This is a genomic window from Mucilaginibacter litoreus (assembly GCF_042676805.1).
Classification (GTDB): domain Bacteria; phylum Bacteroidota; class Bacteroidia; order Sphingobacteriales; family Sphingobacteriaceae; genus Mucilaginibacter; species Mucilaginibacter litoreus.
Window position 1 is genome coordinate 1 of record NZ_JBHTHZ010000004.1, and the last position, 17862, is coordinate 17862.

The following is a 17862-nucleotide window of genomic DNA, read 5'->3' on the forward strand; positions in this document are numbered from 1 at the left end:
ATCCCGAAAAGAATAAAGCAAGCTGACACGGTCCAGCCTTACTGTTAACTAACCCAATCCAAACAAAAAGAGGCCGCCTCATAATGACTTATGAGACGGCCTCTTGATTTTGTAATAATGCCCTTAACTATTTGGTTTTAGAGGCTCCATCCGGCTGATTTTTTCATCGGTTCTTTTTATAATGTTATCAAGCTCCTGCCCGGTTTTAAGGATCAAATTAATACAATGCTGCCTTTCGTCCTCGGTTTCCGCATCTTTCAGAACTTCCGTCAACCCGATGATAGAACAAACGGGTGGCCTGAGTTCGTGTGAGTTTGACCAGGCAATCTCATGAAAGATCTTGTGCTGTACCAACAGTAAGTCATACTGGCCGCTTAGCTGTTCTTTAAGTTCTTTTTCATGCTGATAAGCTTCCTGTAGCTTTATTTCTTTTTGAATGATATCAGTAATGTTTGTCGCCTGCACGAGTTTGCCGGGCAAACCGTTAAAATTTACACCGTGCGAAACAATGGATACCGGAAATATTTCACCGTTTTTGCGCATGTGGTGCCAAACGCCTAAATTCCTTAAACCCATTTGGTTTACTTTTACAATTTCTTCCAGCAGTTTCACTTCATTAGCCGGCCTGATCTGTTTGATTGACATGCTATAAAACTCTTTTGCCGAATAGCCGTACTGGGCAATTGCAGCATCATTTACAGCCAGGAAATTCAGGTTTTCTGTATGATATACCCACATAGGAGTTGGGTGAGCTGCAAACAATTTACGGTATTGTTCTTCAGACCGGTTTAGTGCCTGTTGCTGCTTACGCATCTGACGGTATAATATATAAATTGTAAGGGAAAGCCAGGTTGCATCATTGCCTATGCGCAAAACTTTTAAAGATGCTGGCTGTAATTTATTGCTTACCTCAATTATTAAAACATCACTTACTGCTAACCAGGTCAGCCCGATAACGAAAATAAACAGCAATATAAAATGATATTTTTTGAACATACTTGCTTTTTAGGGGGTTAGCGCTTCATATGATATTTGCGCTTTTATATTTTAATAACTAACTAAAATGCTGTTTACGGTTAAAAGATTTATTGCTACAAAATATCAATTAAATCATGATTTTTTACTTTACAGTAAATTAATTATAGTAAGATACGGTTTAGCCACTATATAATGTGATATTAACTGTTGTTTCTTATTATACCAGGCTTCAAATTATTGGGACGGATTTGGAAACCAACGCGCAAACTGCATTTGATATGCATACTTACTACTGCCGGCTACTGGTTTATTATAGGCGTATGGTAGGGCTGGGGTTAATGTACCATATCAGATTGGAAGAACGCAAATGAGAAGCTTGGCGACCGCAACTTTACGGCATCATTGTATTAAGTACTGCGCCAATAAATTGAGCTGCAGGCCGGTTTGCCGGGTTTATAGACGAAGTGATAGTTTACGGCTTTGAGGTTGCTGCAATACTATCTGTTTAAGTAATTTGTCTACTACAAATGCAATGAAATAACAACCACTAACAGAAATAAGATACTGAAATAAAAAAGCCGCTCCCATACAGGAGCGGCTCAACTAATCTCAAATCAAAAAAATATTAGTGTTTAGCCCACCAAAGCGGTGTCAATACGGCATCAGCACCGCCAAGCGCAGATACTGCTGCGTTATAGCCAGTCGCGTTGCTGTTCTTTAAATCCGATGGATATCTAACACGCTGTGGTAAAAACTGTATGCTGCTGGTATTAACATTACCGGCATTTAAAGCCGGTAGGTTTGACATTGCCTGTTCAACAACAGGATTTTCAAAGAAAGGTAAACCTAACCTCCTATGATCGCTCCAGGTTTCCAGTGGTAACCATGGCAACTGCGCCAGGTATTTCTGAGTAATGATCTTGGTCATATGGTCATTACGTACAGTACCTGATTTGTACAAATCATTTTTAGGATAAGCAACATCAACTGTACCGGCCTTGCCTGTAATGCCATCTTCGTAATTCATTTTGTGTGATGCACCAGGCTCAGTAACGTCATCCCAGTTAACAGATGTACCTGCACGGTTGTAATCTGTAGATGCAAGGTAAGTAGTTAAATTATTGGTTACATCGAAATACTCAAAGCTTTTCTCAATACCTGTTTCATAGGCAGTTTTGGCTGAAACTGGAGATGACCAGCCTCGCTCAGCAGCTTCGGCTAATAAAAAGTACGTTTCCCACGGCGCAAAAAATATTCTGCGCTTATTACCAGTACGGTAAACCAAGTTTAACAGCGGTTTGCAACCATTAGTTACAATAGGTTGGTTTCGTGTAACTATTCCAGCCCATTCTCCATCAGCCTTTGCATTCCAGGTGTATTTGGCATTAAGCGTTTTTACTTTCTTTTTATCAGCATCCTGAAGCGGCCCATCAAATTTCACAAATGAGTCGCCAAGAGCCGGGTAATTAGGATCAGTTAAATTGCCTGGTATACTAAAAATTTTGTAGGCACGAGGATCAATACTGTAAGGCAAACCGTTTAACCAAAAGCCTTTCATAGGGTCGTTGGTTTTAGTAGGAAAATACTCGGTATATTGTTGCCCCATCCAGTCTTTAGGAACAACTGCTGCTTTTAAATCGGCAGAACTTAACTGATCGGCAGACTTTATACTCCCTAAATTTACGACCAGGTTATTATAAGTTGCAGAGATAGGTAAACCCATCCATGACGATTCCTTGCGGAATACGCTGGCTAAAGGATTGTACTCGTTAGGTCTTTCAGCCACGCTAAACATTTCTGAAGCATCCTTAATAAAGTCGCTGCCTTTCGCAGCATCTTCAAACTCCGACTGTGCTTTCTGAGCGTCAACTTCAGATAACCTCATAGCTAAACGCATGCGCAGCGAGTTGGCATATTTGCGCCACTTGGCATAATCATAACTATAAGCCGGATCCTCTTTCTTAACTGCGTCAGTGTTCGTAACAGTAAGGTCAAGTTTTGAAGACGCATCTTTTAACTCGTCAAATATGTAGTAATATACCGATTTTACGTCCTTAAACTCCGGGTTAGTGCCCTGAAAAGCGTTGATTGGCATTGGGCCAAATGTATCGGCAAATTCGCTCATTAAATAAGCTCTCCAGATACGGGCGACCTGTATCAGGTTCTGAGTATATGGTTTTGATGTGCCGTTTGCAATCTGGTCATTAGCGATCTGTATAGCAGTGTTAGCATTATTCTGCCACTGAGATGATTGACGATAGTATTCACCTGCCCAATCATCAACAAAATCGCCCTGTGAAAAAGTTTCACCGTCCTCGTCCTGAAAGGCACGACCGCCAACCACCCAGTATAAAATGAACATACGCTCGGAAAGACCGGGGTCTTGCTGGGCACCAATAATTGAATTATTTAAGAAATATTCTGTTTCCACCTGGCTTGGGCTGGCGGCAAAAGGATTTTGATTTATTTCATCAAATTTTTTGCACGATGCCAGCATCATTGTAGCTGTAAGCACAAGGCATGATTTTTTTAATATTGATTTCATATCTAATGAATTGTCTTTTTTAGTTATTAGAACCCGATGGTCAGGTTAAGTAAAATAGTGCGTGTAGTTGGCGCACTTCCGCTCTCGTAACCGGTTGCATTGCTGCCTGCTGCAAAAACAGATTCAGGGTCTATACCCATCATGTGGCTTTTTATCAACCATACATTGTTTGCAGATATACCTACACGAGCCCTTTGAATGCCTGTACCTGACAGCAAATTTTTGGAAAGATTGTAGCTTAATTGTACGTTTCTTAAACGGATATTTGAAGCATCATAAAGATTTGCTTCGGTTACACCCTGATTACCGGTTGTAACTGCTGACCAGTACTGCTGCGGAGTAACAGCAACGGTATTTTTTTCATATTGATTGGTGGTTGCATTAAGCACTACACCATCAACTGTCATGTTATCGCGATTACCATTAACAACTGTGTTTGCAGAAGTACCAGCTGCTTCCATGTGGGCTAATGTACTTGAGAAGATTTTACCGCCAAAGCGTGCATCAACCAGGAATGAAAAGTTAAAGTCTTTATATGAGAAAGAGTTAGTTACACCAAGAAGGCTTGTTGCTTGCTGATTGCCTAATAACTTTTTGTTATTATCAATTAATGGTAAACCAGCATCTGAAACAATTATTTGGCCATTATAAGGACTGCTTGCATCATTTACTCTTTGGAATGATGTACCATAAATAGCACCATAAAGCTGACCAGTTTGCCCTACGATAGCCACGTTATCGTAACCACCTAAAGTATAGATGTTGACATCTGGTGTAAGTTCTTTAACTAAGTTTCGGTTCAATGAAAAATTCACCATCGCGTTCCAGTTAAAGCCTTCATTGCTTCTTAATATTTTTCCATCAACCATTAATTCCAAACCTTTGTTCTGAATGTTACCTGCATTGATTTTTCTGAAGCTGTAACCGCTCAAGGGATCCATAGGTAAATCAAGCAACTGGCGTGTAGCGTTTGTCTTGTAAACTGCAAAGTCTAAACCTAATCTGCTGTCAAAGAAACGCATCTCCAATCCTGCTTCGTATGATTTGATTAACTCGCTTTGCACATTTGGATCATATAGTGTATTGCCACGGCCAGCATTGATGTTTGAGTTAGGATCTTTACCAACGGTATAAACATTATATAACTGGTAAGGGTCCATATCGTTACCTACTGAAGCAAATGAACCTCTGATTTTACCATAGGTGATCCAAGACGGAAGACTTCCATTTTTGTTAAGCGCTTCGGAAAAAACGAATGACGTGCTTATAGACGGATAAAAATATGACCGGTTATCTTTGCTCAAGGCAGAACTCCAGTCATTCCTGAATGTTCCGTCAACAAAGAAAACCTGATCGTAGTTGATACCTAACGATCCATAAACCGAATAAATATTATGCAAAAATAGCCCCTGTTCAAAAGACGGATTACCAGAAGCATTTGCAATAGCAAAGAAATTAGGTACTGTTAAGGAGCCGGCACTTGCACTTAAAAAAGAGCGTCGCTGGTTCATTAAGTTACCACCAAATGTTGCTGTACCACCCCATTTGCCAAACAAGTTATCTTTTTTAGCGGTAAGTAAACCACTGTAATTGGTTTCGGTAAAATCACCTCTTCTTTCGCCATACGAGCCAGAAGGGTTTGATGAACCGCCAGCATAAGTCTTACTTACAGTAGTTGTATTGTAGATATCCGCACCGCCACGGCCTTCAAAATTTAACCAGCTATTAAACTGGTATTTGATAGATGCATTTAACAGAAACCTGTCACGTACATCTTCGTTTAGGTTATATTTTGCTGCCCAGTATGGGTTTAGCTCTTGGCCGGTACGCCACCAGTTCATGGTACCATCTGGCCTGAGCGGATTGCTGTAATCAGTCAGGTTGATTGATGTAGGCAGCGTTTGCAAGAAATAAAAATAGTTATTTGGATTATAACCATTTTGGGGACGATTTTGAGCTGTAGAGTTGATGTATTGTACTTTGGTATCTACCGTCCATTTATCATCTTTGCCAAATTTACTTACAGTACGGGCCAACAGGTTGTTACGTATTAATTTAGCGCCCGGGATATAGCTCTTGTCATCTAAGCGATTGTAAGATGTATATACCGATGTAGATTTATACTGCTGCTGAAATGATATACCTTGCAGTGATTGCAAACCTGTTTTAAAATAATTATCTACGTTATTGTGATAATTTTGCTGAAATGTAGTTTCATCCAAACGGGTTTGTGTCTGCCCACTGTTTCTTTCACCCCAGCTAAGTGCAGAGTTTGCACTAAAACCGCCATTAGTACCCTGGCCAAATTCGGTTTGCATATCAGGTTTAGCAAAAATACTTTCAAAACCAAATGATGATGTAAGCGTAATACCTAAGCCGTTTTGTAATTTACCTGTCTTGGTAGTTATCAAGATTGCGCCATTACCTGCTCTTGAACCATACAATGCTGCTGCAGAAGGGCCTTTCAAAACGCTGATACTTTCGATATCTTCAGGGTTGATATCTGACAAACCGTTACCCATATCGCGACTTGGGTTGTAATAGTCGTTATTACGCTTGCCATCGCTACCTATGTCGCCGCCAATAAAGTTATCGATAGGTACACCATCAACAACAATCAGTGGCTGGTTATCACCTGTTAACGAGTTATTACCACGCAATGTAATCCTTGAAGAACCACCCGGGCCGTTACCAGAACGCGTAATTTGCAAACCTGCAACCTGGCCAGATAGAGCATTAACAACGTTAGGCTCTTTACGGTCGGTTAGGGTTTGGCCCTTTACTTCCTGCACGGCGTAACCTAATGATTTCTTTTCGCGCTTAATGCCCAAAGCCGTTACCACAACCTCGTTAAGTGCATTGTCGCCGCTTTCCATTGTAATATTAATGGTAGCATTTTGGCCCACGGTAACTTCCTGTGTTTTGTAGCCGATAAAAGAAAACGTTAATACCGCGCCTGGCTTAACAGTAAGCGTAAACTTACCATTTGCATCAGTAGCGGTACCATTGGTTGTACCTTTCTCGGTAACATTAACACCGGGAGCAACCTGCCCGGATTTTTCAGTTACCGTACCGGTAACTACTTTTTGTGCATACGCAGCTATTGTCATCAAACTGAATAACAAAACGGCTGCACACCTCAAGTACATTTGTTTCATGTTGTTGGATTTAGTTGTTTATTGATTAATGGGTGGTTTTTAGTTTATATATGTTTAATTAAAGCTGCAATTTTCAATCACCAGGGTCGCGGCACCTAAAAGTTTAGCATCCGAGGCCAGCCGCGAAACCTCAATCTCTGTTTGCTCGGCCAGCCAGGGTATGCAAAATTCATTGATGGCCTGCTGTATAGGGGCCATTAACACCTTACCGGCAATTGCCCCGCTTCCGCTTAATACAATCAGCCCGGGGTTCATGATATGTATAAGGGTTGATATCCCCTTTCCTATTAAAAATGCAGCATCGGATATAATGGAAACCGCCAGCGGATCGCCAGACCTTGCCGCATGTAAAAAATGATCTGCAGGCAGATCACCAGTCTCTTTAAACACTTTTTCCATGCTGGAGCTTGCACCCGCAGCCATTTCGGTTTTAGCGCGCTCTATCATTACCATCAAAGAGGTATCTACCTCCAGGCATCCCCTTTTCCCGCACGAACACATTTTGTTGGTTTGCGACAAGGGGATATGGCTAAACTCACCGGCATAACCCGTGTGCCCCCTAAAAAGGCTGCCATTTACTACCATGCCCAAACCTATACCCCAGCTAATATTAACTACCAGTACATCTTTCAAATTTTTACCCGCGCCAAATTTTAACTCGGCAAGGGCAATCAAACTCGAGTCGTTATCTATAAAAACCGGCAGGCCAAACTCATTACTTAAATATCTGCGTAAACTGATATTGCTCTGGGGTTTAAAAAAAGTATAATTTATGCCTTCAATGGCATTAACAAACCCGGGCATGCCTATACCTACCCCTAATATCTGCCCGATGGGTATCCCCGAACGCTGAATATATCCCTTTAAAAAATCAGCAAACTTATCTACTAATGTTGCATCCTCTTTATCCAGAATTATCTCTTTAGTTTCAGGGGCTACCCTTATGTTATTCATTAAATCATAAATAACAACCTGGGTAAGCATCTGGTCTACTGCTACTGCAATAACATAACGCTGCTTTTGATGATTTAAAAGGAATGATAACGCCCTCCTGCCCCCGGTAGACGGGGCAAGGCCATGCTCTTGTATATAACCATCATCAATTAAATTATTAACTGCATTGGTTACCAAAGGCAGGCTTTTATGTGTAAGCTTACTTAACTCGGTAAGGGTTAGCCTTTTATTATAGTAAAAATGCTTGATCAGCTCTTTTCGTAAAAGATCGTGCTTTTTAACAATAGTCATTAATTAGGATCAATTGGGCAACTCAAACTTAGAATTAATTTTTATAATAATCCAATACTTTTTATTTTTTTTAATAACTTTTTTATAATTATATAAAATGTTAATAACACGGTTTTAACGTTTTATAGTTGCTAAGTAAACAATATCCATTACGGGCTGGGATTACTGACATCAACGCACTCACTAAAAATTAATATGATTGCTTTGCAAATCAATACTGTACCAGAATTATAAGTTGGATGACCTGAGGAAGGAGTATAAATATAATTGGAACCAGCTGCACCAAATTTAAATTCGCCTGAATAGCGGCTCAATAAGCGGTCCCTCACAAACCTTTGACTTTTCCTGCAACCAAAGTTATCCAGGACACTACATAGCACAAGTACCTACGATAGTGTACCCAGGCTAAATGTTGCCATTTCCATTCAGATGGGTTTATTATAAAAAATATAGTTATTACTTATTTAGCAAATAGGTAAAGGAAATCATTCACACTTTATCTTGCTGCGCATATAGGTTTAAAACCGTTTATTACGAGATAGTTGATTTTATTTAAAGGAGAATAAGTAAGGGGACTCAGCTGATAATCCGGCTGCGTTTGTTGGAATCTTAACTACCTTTTCTTGTAAAGCCCAAACATGATGAAAGCAACACTCAAGCCGGTGAAAAGTGCTATAAATGAGGTATGAGTTTCAGGACTATGTGGAATATAACCTAAAAGTATAAGTATAGCTATTAAGGCAGATATAAGCCCGGCGATTATAAGGTAGTTTCCCATTAGTTATGAGGTATTTTAGTAAAAAAATGAATAGCCGGTTGACAAAATTTATCTGAACCAGCTGATAGTAGGTTATATAGACTTTTCAATTCTATTTTTGAATCTATCCACAGTTTTCTGAAACTTAGAGCCAACCTTGTACATGTATTTCTTATGAGGCTAAAAAATTTTGTTTTTATTTCAAAAACTCAATATTCATTCATGAATTATGTGCAAAATTGGAATATATTGTAGGATAATCATTATCGGCCCCACTTGCTTCTATCTAACCTCTCATAAATTTTTTTGATTTAGGTTGAAGTTATGTGTATTTTTTTATAAAAGCAACAAGTAAGCTCAGGTATTACCATGCCTGATTATCAGCTGACCGTACGCTTGTTCAATGGCAGTGTTATTTTAAACCGGGCACCTTTGCCTATCTCACTTTCAACACTTATTTTGCCGCCCAACCTTTCGGTTTGCATTTTTACCATAAACAGGCCTAAGCCTTTGCCTTCTACGCTTTGGTCGAATCGTTTGTAAGGCCCGAATATTTGTGCGCCATATTTACCCATATCAATGCCTTTCCCGTTATCCTTAAAGCACAGGTTAACATACGCTCCGGCTATCTGGCTGTTGATATGAATAACAGGGTTTAAGTTTTCTTTACGGTATTTAATGCTGTTCACAATCAGGTTTTGAAAAATACTGTATATATAACTTTTAATGGTAAATATATCTTCAAGCGCATCCAGATCATGATGCAAAGCAACCTGGTTTTTTTCAACCATGTGCGGTATGCTCTCAAGAATACTACTAACTACCTCAGACAAGTACACGGGCTCGTATTTTTCATTGGCAATGCTTCCTACCTGTAGGATATTATTCATATCAATAATTACCTGGTCCAGATGCTTTACCGATTGAGTAAGGGCTTGCAAGGCAGGGCGGGTATCTTCTTCCTGTGTCCCGGTATAATCCAGTATCTGGGTTAAACCTAATATGTTAGCTACAGGGGCCCTCAGGTTATGAGATATCATGTAGGCAAACTGTTCAAGGTCCTGGTTACGTTGCACAAGGTCTGAGGTTATCTTTTCTCTTTCTGCCTCAACTTCTTTTTGCGATGTAATATCTCTGAAATTACAGATAACACCCCTGATATGCTCATCATTAAGCATGTTGGTAAATACACACTCCAGCCATATATAATGCCCTTCTTTATGTTTAACGCGGCATACGGCTATAAATGGCTTACCATAACTACTTAATAATTGAGGCAGTTGCATTCGCATCATAGCAATATCATCCGGGTGCAAAATGTTCCAGATATCTTCGGCCTCGCGGTCGGTATAAGTCCAGCCGTTGATACGCTCAGACGACCTGCTTCTATAAACTACTTTTAAGTTTTCGTCAAACAGGGTATAGCCGTCATAACTGTTTTCTATCAGGTGCCTGAAACGTACTTCATTTGCTATTATTTTACTGGTATTTTCTTTAACCCGCTTTTCAAGTTCGGCGTTTAGTTGTGCCGATTTAATTTCTTGCTCTTTTTGCAGGGTAATATCACGTGTAACTTTAGCAAATCCGGTAAGCAGCCCTGCTTCGTTATAAATAGTGGTAAATACAACGCTTGCCCAAAAAGCGGTCCCATCTTTACGTACCCGCCAACCTTCGCATTTATAAGTTCCGTTTTTAAGTGCCTGGTTTAAATTATGGCGCAACTGCAAACGTTCGTTATCATTAGGTTGATAAAATATTGATAAATGCCTACCTATCACTTCATCTGCTTTATAACCTTTGATGTTTTCAGCCCCCTGGTTCCAGCTTAATATGTAGCCGTTGATGTCAACCATAAAAATGGCGTAATCCTTAACACTGCTTACCAGCAGATTAAATAATTTCTCGTCAACGCTACTCATCGTAAATTCGTCCTCTGCAAATTCCTGTTATGATAAACTTAGGTTTATAAAGCGGGGCTTCATAATTTATGCCGATAATAATAAAAAAGCAGCTTTTAGCCTAATGAAGATATTAATATTGATTGTTTATTTTGTTCAGGAAGCCAAATCAAAACCATTAACTTGTTGTTTATCAAATCAGGTTGTGTTTATCCGGACACAGCATTAACCCGGCATCATGCAAAAAATCACCAGTCCGCTTGATATTATAGAAATACCATTACGTAAAACAAGGCTGATCTTGGCGCTTACCGGTGCCGCCCTATTAGTGTTATTAGGTATATGGCTTGTTAATAAGCCGGGCACGCATCAGTCCGCTTCTTTGCTGATAAGCATTGCGGAATATGCTGATATTATCATTTTTGCACTTATAGGGCTTTATATATTAAATAAGATCCTGGAAGCCGGCCCGGGCCTGATGATAGACGCTGACGGAATTACCGATAACTCCAGCGTATTTGCGGTGGGGTTTGTGCCGTGGGAAGACGTAACCGGCATCAACAAAAAACAATTAAGCTCCGGCGAAATAATAGTGGTAATGGTTACGGATATTAACGGATATATAAGGCGGCAACCCAATGCACTTGCACGCCGAACGGCCTCAACAAATAATCGCAGTTGCGGCTCTCCGGTTGTTATAGCTGCAAAAGCGCTTATATATGATTTTGAAGAATTATACAGCCTGCTAACTGATCAGTGGAAGCAAAGCCAGGAACGCCAGATCAGGATTTCATCTTCTTCAACAGACCTTCGATCACCTTCGGGAAATGGTGATGCTCCAGTTGCTGGCCTTTAAATTTCACCATTTCCAGCGTATCACCCGGTTCAATCTTAAAGCGCGACTGATGAATGATCTCGCCCTCATCAAACTCGGCATTTACAAAATGTATGGTAATGCCCGATTCCTCTTCGCCCGCGGCCAATATGGCTTTATGTACATGGTCTCCGTACATGCCCTTACCACCGTATTTTGGTAATAATGCCGGATGAAGGTTGATGATCTTGTTTGGAAAAGCGGCAAGCAGTGATTGCGGCACAAGCCATAAAAAACCGGCAAGCACTATCAAATCAACCTGAAGATTTTTTAATAAGCTGATAACCTCTTCAGTTTCGTAAAATTCATGCCGGTTAAATATATGCGAGGGGATCTCAAAATTATCGGCACGCTGTAAAACATAAGCCTGCGGGTTGTTGGTCAGTATCAGTACAACTTCGGCATCGGCACTGCGTTTAAAGTGCTCCATTATTTTTTGGGCGTTTGACCCTGATCCTGAAGCGAAAATGGCTATTCTCTTTTTCAAATTTCTGGCAGATTTTATATTGCAAAATATAAATTTTTATCAAATTATTCAGCACTCACCGTTCGTACCCTTACAAAGCCATAACGCCTGATGTCGCGGTAATCTGTTGCCGTATAATAAGTTTGTATATCACCTGTTTCCAACACCAGCGAAAAATCGCCCAGGTTATTAATGCGGGCATTTATAAAAGGCTGCGATGTGCCAGAAGCTGTAGCATCGGGCACGGTCAGATCGGATATCAGATATAAACGGTTACCAGATATTGACCAGTTACCAGAGATTGTGCCTGCATTACAACCGAAATTGGTATAAGCGCAGGTTTTGTCCTTATTAAATTTAAATATCTGGGTAGCGTCGCACTGAATGGTATCAACAGACAACTGCGAGTCGCCCAGGTAATGGTATTCCAGTACAGATCCTAATTGCCATTGGTCTTTTATCAGCAGGTCTGATAAGTAATCCTGCTTTTCTTTTTTACATGAGTTTAATGCAACTGCTGTTAAAAGTAATATGATACCTAAAAACCGGTTGTAATTGTTATTCATTTTAACGCAAAGATAGCTACTTAAACAATATCAAAACCCTGCTTGATAATAACTATATATCTTTTAAAATATTTTAACCCATTTGTTAATGCGCGCATATTTGCAATATGCGAATACCGTTTGACGAATTAAAGCAACATTTTAAACGTGTGCTTACCGCCTTAAACTTTAACCCTAACAAAGCAGAGGCTTGCGCTGATATTTTTGCCGCCAACAGCCGCGACGGCGTTTACAGCCATGGCCTTAACCGTTTCCCTACCTTTGTGGAATATATTAAGAAAGGCTTTGTAAAGCCTGATGCGGAGCCATCACTGTTAAACACGTTTGGCGCTGTAGAACAATGGAACGGAAACTTTGGGCCGGGTATGCTTAACGCCCGCTTTTGTATGAGCAGGGCAATGCAGCTTGCCGAAATAAATGGCATAGGTTGTGTAGCCATTAAAAATACCAACCACTGGATGCGCGGGGGCACTTACGGTTTACAGGCTGCAGAAGCTGGTTACATTGGAATATGTTTTACCAATACCATTGCCAACCTGCCGCCCTGGGGAGGTACCCAACCCCGGTTAGGTAACAATCCGCTGGTAATTGCTGTTCCGCACAATGATGAGCCGGTTTTGCTGGACATGGCCATGTCGCAATACGCAATGGGTAAACTGCAATTATATAAAGCGCAAAACAAACCCCTGCCCCAACCTGGCGGGTATGATAATGAAGGTAATTTAACAACAGATGCTTCAGCAATATTAGAAAGCCAAAGAGCGCTGCCAATCGGCTTCTGGAAAGGATCAGGCCTTTCATTAGTGCTTGATATGCTGGCAACATTATTAAGCGGCGGGCAATCAACCGCGGCTATTACCAATGCAGGCAAGGCAGAAAGCGGCGTATCGCAGGTATTTATAGCTATAAAAACAGATGCCGACAGGAACCGTAGTTTAATTAATGAGATATTGACCTATACAAAAAGTGACAACAGCGGACAAGAAATATCATACCCGGGCGAAAACATGATGCGCACGCGCGACCAAAGCTTAAAAGAGGGTGTTTGGGTTGATGAAGAGATATGGGAAAAGGTGAAGGGAATGTGAGGAAGTTGCCAGGTCCAATCGCCTCCAGGTTTTAAGCTTACTGCTCTTTGATAAAGTGTCATGCGAGCGATAGCGCGGCAATCATGTAAAACAAGCATATAAAGAGATTGCTTCGTCGTACCTTCTCGCAATGACGGGTTAAAAAGAGCCTGACAGCCCCAACGCTCCCGTCCTTAAATGCGGCATTGACAGATTGCGGATAGTAAAGGCACTGCAACAGCACTGCCTTTCAAAGCAAGCTGGCGCGGCCGCGAGGTTTCTTTTTCGTTCTTTTTCTTTTCCGGCAAAAGAAAAAGAACATCCACCAACGATGATACTGCACAACCATTCCTAACGGAGAACGACTATTATCGTTAATGCTTTGATTAACGTTAGTCCGCTCATTGCCGCGGAAGCTACTTCTTTTGTCTTGATACAAAAGGAAGCAAGACTAAGCGAAGCGTTCTCATGAGCGTAGCGAATAACTCAAGACGAAAAAATTCTACCTCCGCACAGCCTCACCCATCGGCCCCGGTTTTTCGTCGGCCCACCGCTCGTGGATAATAATTGAGCTGAAAAGTTGCGACTGACAGTGCTGTGCCACCAATTTTACCATAGGACTGATTATTAGCAGATTATACATGTTCACGATGTTCACCTGTGTGTTCGTGAACATTCAAATTTCATGAGTTCAGCTCACTCAATCAGCCCTTCAAACTTTTCCCAAAAGCCATCTTTGGGTAATGGCGCTATAATTTCAACCGGCTCGTTTTTCACCGGGTGGATAAATTTCAACCTGCGTGCGTGCAGACATATACTTTTGCGTAAACTGCCGCGGGGATAGCCGTATTTATTGTCGCCTACAATTGGGCAGCCCAGGTTAGAAAGCTGTACACGTATCTGGTGCGGCCGGCCGGTTATCGGATCTACCTCTATTACGTAGTACCCATCTAATTGCCCTGCAAGCTTATAATTTAACTCAGACCGCTGACTGCCCTGCACCTCTTTGTTGTGTGCCTTAGTTACATTTTTCTGTGGGTTTTTCAGAAGCCAGTGTATCAGGTTGCCGGTTTCCGGCTGAGGTTTTTGCCGGGTGATTGCATAATAAGTTTTATGCATCTCGCGGTTTTTAAACATTTTATTTATCCTGTCCAAAGCCTTGCTGGTTTTTGCAAAAAGAATAACCCCGCTAACGGGCCTGTCTAACCGGTGTACCACGCCCAAAAAAGCACCATTTGGCTTGTTGTATTTATGGGCAATATAACGTTTAACTTTTTCGTCAAGCGGCTCGTCGCCGGTTTCATCTACCTGTACAATATCGCCTGCACGCTTGTTAACCGCAATGAGGTGATTATCCTCATAAAGCACGTCGGCATCAGTAATATCTTTGTTTATGTAGGTATGTTCGGGGCGCATATTGAAGTCCTGGCTCATAGGTGATAGTATATAATTGAATCTATTAACTATCTTCTATGGACTATTAATATTCTTCCTTTTCGTTAGGGAAATTTTTTGCTTTTACATCATTAACATAGTTGCCAATGGCATTGTTCATTGCGTCGTATAAATTAGCATACTGCCGTAAAAAGCGCGGTTTAAACCCTTTGTTAATGCCAAGCATATCATGTATTACCAATACCTGGCCATCACAGTGCTGCCCGGCACCTATACCTATAGTTGGAATGTTAAGGCTTTCACTTACCTCTTTTGCCAGCTTAGCAGGTATTTTTTCGAGCACTACAGCAAAACAGCCCAACTCCTGCAGTTTTAGTGCATCTTCTTTCAGTTTGGCGGCTTCGGCCTCTTCTTTGGCGCGCACCGTATAAGTACCAAATTTATATATCGACTGTGGTGTTAACCCTAAATGCCCCATAACAGGTATGCCTGCGGTTAGTATCCTGCTTACAGATTCCGCTATTTCTATACCGCCTTCAATTTTAACACCATGCGCGCCCGACTCTTTCATGATGCGTATGGCTGATGAAAGCGCTTCTTTTGAGTTTCCCTGGTAAGAACCGAAAGGAAGATCAACAATTACCAGCGCACGTTTAGCAGCCCTAACAACCGATGACGCGTGGTATATCATTTGATCCAGAGTAATAGGCAAGGTGGTTTCATGCCCGGCCATAACGTTACTGGCCGAGTCGCCAACCAGTATTACATCCATACCGGCATTATCAACAATAGCAGCCATCGAGTAATCGTAAGCTGTAAGCATGGCGATCTTCTCGCCTCTATTCTTCATTTCCTGCAGTATATGCGTGGTAATGCGTTTAACTTCCTTGTTTACCGACATGGTATAATTAGTTTTTGTAAAGGCAAAGGTAGGTTTTGATTTTAGAATTTATATTTACGAATTACGATTGCCCTGTTATATAGTGTAACAATAATGTAAGCTTACAGCTTTAAAATAGATAATATCAAAAAATCTAAAATCTTACGCTTAAAATCTTAATTTTTTCCCTACTTTTGCGCCGTGAATAAAGAGGTATCTTACTTCAGCCTTTTGGTTTCTTTTCACGGAGCTTCGAGCCAGAAAATCCGAATTTTTAACCCTTTCAATTTTTTTGCTAAATGATGAATCATTTCACCAAGTTGCCTGCTGTTTTGTTACTGGAAGATGGTACCGTATTTTACGGTAAAGCCGCCGGAAAAATTGGTACTACCACAGGCGAGATCTGCTTTAACACCGGCATGACCGGCTACCAGGAAATCTTTACCGACCCTTCTTACTTTGGTCAGATAATGGTTGCTACCAACGCGCACATTGGTAATTATGGTATCAATAACGAGGAAATTGAATCTGAACAGATACAGATAGCCGGCCTGGTTTGTAAAAACTATAACATTGCTTACAGCCGCAAACAGGCGGATGAATCGATACAGGATTATTTTCAGGAGCAAAATATTGTAGGCATATCCGATGTTGATACCCGTCAGTTAGTGCGCCACATACGCGATAAAGGTGCTATGAACGCTATTATCTCATCAGAGATATTAGATATTGAGGAGTTAAAAGCTAAACTTGCTGAAGTACCTTCAATGGACGGCCTTGAACTTTCATCGCAGGTATCTACCAAAGAAACTTACACGTTTGGTAACGAAAATGCGACCTATCGTGTAGCAGTGCTTGACCTTGGCGTTAAGAAAAACATCCTGCGCAACTTTGATGATCGTGATGTTTACGCCAAGGTATATCCAGCAAAAACTTCTTTTGAAGAAATGGAGAAGGATTTTGCACCATCAGGTTACTTTATTTCTAACGGCCCCGGCGATCCTGCAGCTATGCCTTACGCCATAGATACGGTAAAAAAAATCCTGGAAACAGATAAGCCGTTATTCGGTATTTGCCTTGGCCACCAGTTGTTGGCTTTGGCTAATGATATCCCTACCAAAAAAATGTTCAACGGCCACCGCGGTTTAAACCACCCTGTAAAAAATGTAATTATCGACCATTGCGAAGTTACTTCACAAAATCATGGCTTTGGCGTGGTGCAGGAAGCAGTAAAAGCTTCGGACAAGGTTGAAGTGACCCACGTAAACCTAAACGATAACTCGGTAGAAGGTATACGTGTAAAAGGTAAAAATGCGTTTTCGGTGCAGTATCACCCTGAGTCATCTCCAGGCCCGCATGATAGCCGTTACCTGTTCGATGACTTTATCAATCTGATGAAAAAATAATTTAACTGCAGATTTATAAATTATACATGGCCTTTCAATTTTTTGGAAGGCTTTTTTTATAACTATTCCACCTACTCTTTTTACCTTCGCAGCCAATGAAATTAAAAGGCGTTTACCGTACCGTTGCCATCCTGGCGTTGCTGGCCTTCAATATCAGTTGCGATCAGGTAACCAAAATGATGATGCGCGATCATATCAATTTATATGATCAATACTATTTTTTTGATGGCCATGTTACCTTACTCCATGTAGAAAACACCGGCGCTTTCCTTAGCCTTGGCGCCAAACTGGTTCAGCCTTTCCGTTTTATATTATTAACCCTGCTGCCGGTCTTGGCGCTTATTGCAGGTTTGGTATATGTTATCCGTAAAAAAGATATGTCGCCACTGATGGCAGCAGGCATCATATTTTGCATAGGCGGGGGGATTGGCAATTTGTATGACCGCATTGTTCATGGTTCTGTCACCGATTTCCTGCATGTTAAATTCGGTGCTTTACAAACGGGCATTTTCAACGCTGCAGATGTTTCTATTATGGTTGGGCTTGGTATGATATTACTTGATGGAATTTTAAATAGCAGGTCAAAAAAACATACAAATTAAGTCCTGGCCTTGCCTTGCCTAATGG

Annotated in this window: 13 protein-coding genes; 4 read left to right on the top strand and 9 right to left on the bottom strand. The window is 41.0% G+C overall.

From position 1 onward, the window contains the following. Window positions 1-123: 123 nt before the first annotated feature. The 5 genes from ACFQZX_RS07905 to ACFQZX_RS07925 all read right to left on the bottom strand — a co-directional run bounded on the left by ACFQZX_RS07905 (window position 124) and on the right by ACFQZX_RS07925 (window position 10602). Window positions 124-996, bottom strand: coding sequence for a PAS domain S-box protein (locus ACFQZX_RS07905; RefSeq protein WP_377113484.1), 873 nt, complete (start codon window positions 994-996; stop codon window positions 124-126). A gap of 607 nt (window positions 997-1603) precedes the next feature. Further along, a complete protein-coding gene (locus tag ACFQZX_RS07910) occupies window positions 1604-3523 on the bottom strand; it encodes a SusD/RagB family nutrient-binding outer membrane lipoprotein (protein ID WP_377113487.1) in 1920 nt (639 codons plus the stop codon). Between the two features lie 26 nt (window positions 3524-3549). Continuing rightward, window positions 3550-6633, bottom strand: a complete 3084-nt coding sequence (locus ACFQZX_RS07915) for a SusC/RagA family TonB-linked outer membrane protein (protein WP_377113490.1) — start codon at window positions 6631-6633, stop codon at window positions 3550-3552. A gap of 102 nt (window positions 6634-6735) precedes the next feature. Then, window positions 6736-7926, bottom strand: a complete 1191-nt coding sequence (locus ACFQZX_RS07920) for an ROK family transcriptional regulator (protein ID WP_377113492.1) — start codon at window positions 7924-7926, stop codon at window positions 6736-6738. A gap of 1137 nt (window positions 7927-9063) precedes the next feature. Further along, window positions 9064-10602 carry a PAS domain-containing sensor histidine kinase gene (locus ACFQZX_RS07925; RefSeq protein ID WP_377113495.1) on the bottom strand — a complete coding sequence of 513 codons (1539 nt, stop codon included), beginning with the start codon at window positions 10600-10602 and terminating at the stop codon, window positions 9064-9066. A gap of 217 nt (window positions 10603-10819) precedes the next feature. Between ACFQZX_RS07925 and ACFQZX_RS07930 the strand changes: the two genes are divergently transcribed. Continuing rightward, window positions 10820-11437 carry an STM3941 family protein gene (locus tag ACFQZX_RS07930; RefSeq protein WP_377113498.1) on the top strand — a complete coding sequence of 206 codons (618 nt, stop codon included), beginning with the start codon at window positions 10820-10822 and terminating at the stop codon, window positions 11435-11437. Here the strand turns inward: ACFQZX_RS07930 and purN are convergent. After that, window positions 11364-11942 (bottom strand): phosphoribosylglycinamide formyltransferase, encoded by a 579-nt coding sequence (purN, locus tag ACFQZX_RS07935; protein WP_377113501.1) that lies wholly within the window; start codon window positions 11940-11942, stop codon window positions 11364-11366. The genes ACFQZX_RS07930 and purN overlap by 74 nt on opposite strands. Before the next feature lie 44 nt (window positions 11943-11986). Next, complete coding sequence (locus ACFQZX_RS07940) at window positions 11987-12487, bottom strand: hypothetical protein (protein ID WP_377113503.1); 501 nt, start codon at window positions 12485-12487, stop codon at window positions 11987-11989. A 107-nt stretch (window positions 12488-12594) separates the two neighbouring features. Here ACFQZX_RS07940 and yiaK point away from each other — a divergent pair, with 107 nt between their 5' ends. After that, entirely contained in the window at window positions 12595-13575 is a 981-nt protein-coding gene (gene yiaK, locus ACFQZX_RS07945; protein ID WP_377113506.1) for a 3-dehydro-L-gulonate 2-dehydrogenase, read from the top strand. A 675-nt stretch (window positions 13576-14250) separates the two neighbouring features. On the opposite strand, the gene ACFQZX_RS07950 is transcribed toward yiaK, so the two are convergent. Continuing rightward, complete coding sequence (locus ACFQZX_RS07950; RefSeq protein ID WP_377113509.1) at window positions 14251-14988, bottom strand: RluA family pseudouridine synthase; 738 nt, start codon at window positions 14986-14988, stop codon at window positions 14251-14253. 46 nt (window positions 14989-15034) lie between these two features. Further along, the gene (gene panB, locus ACFQZX_RS07955; RefSeq protein ID WP_377113512.1) at window positions 15035-15850 is read right to left on the bottom strand and encodes a 3-methyl-2-oxobutanoate hydroxymethyltransferase; all 816 of its coding nucleotides are present in this window, start codon (window positions 15848-15850) and stop codon (window positions 15035-15037) included. A gap of 281 nt (window positions 15851-16131) precedes the next feature. Between panB and carA the strand changes: the two genes are divergently transcribed. Together carA and lspA are read left to right on the top strand one after the other, a co-directional pair. Next, window positions 16132-17235 carry a glutamine-hydrolyzing carbamoyl-phosphate synthase small subunit gene (gene carA / locus ACFQZX_RS07960; RefSeq protein ID WP_377113627.1) on the top strand — a complete coding sequence of 368 codons (1104 nt, stop codon included), beginning with the start codon at window positions 16132-16134 and terminating at the stop codon, window positions 17233-17235. 95 nt (window positions 17236-17330) lie between these two features. Continuing rightward, on the top strand, window positions 17331-17837 hold the full coding sequence (gene lspA / locus ACFQZX_RS07965; RefSeq protein WP_377113515.1) for a signal peptidase II: 507 nt from the start codon (window positions 17331-17333) through the stop codon (window positions 17835-17837). The last annotated feature ends 25 nt before the right edge of the window (window positions 17838-17862 follow it).